Consider the following 445-nt stretch of genomic DNA (forward strand, 5'->3'; position numbering starts at 1 on the left):
CTTCGGGGTAGTAGAACTCCACCATGTTCAGCGTTTTGTTCTTTCTTCTTTTTTTCCTCGTGGACCCTTTTCTCCCCTGCGTCTCCCCCTCCCCCATGCTGTGCTGTTCCCTCTTGCTCCCTCTTTCTCCCTTCTTTTTCTTCTTTCCCTCTCTTTCTTCTCTCCCTTCTTCTTTCCCTCTTTCTTCCCCTTTTCTTCCTTCCTTTCCCCTTCTTTTTTCTCCCCCCCCTTTCTTCCCTTCTTCTTTCTTTCCTCCCTCCCCTCTCCTCTCTTCTCCTTTTCCCCCCCTTCTCCTTCCTTTTTCCCTTCTTTTTTTTCTCCTTCCCCTTCCTTCCTTTCTTCTTTTCTCTTCCTCCTCTTTTTTCCCTCTTTCTCTCTCCCTCTCTCTCCCCCCCCCCTTCTCTTCCTTTTCCTTCTTTTCTCCTTCCTTCTCTTCCTCCCCTTT

Annotated in this window: 1 pseudogene; it reads right to left on the minus strand. The window is 48.8% G+C overall.

Annotation, left to right across the window (positions count from 1 at the left end):
• A pseudogene (locus IB236_RS24680) lies at positions 1–445 on the minus strand (hypothetical protein); the annotation flags it as partial.

Origin of the sequence: Acidovorax sp. ACV02 (assembly GCF_014851475.1) — a bacterium.
Taxonomy (GTDB): Bacteria; Pseudomonadota; Gammaproteobacteria; order Burkholderiales; family Burkholderiaceae_C; genus Acidovorax; species Acidovorax delafieldii.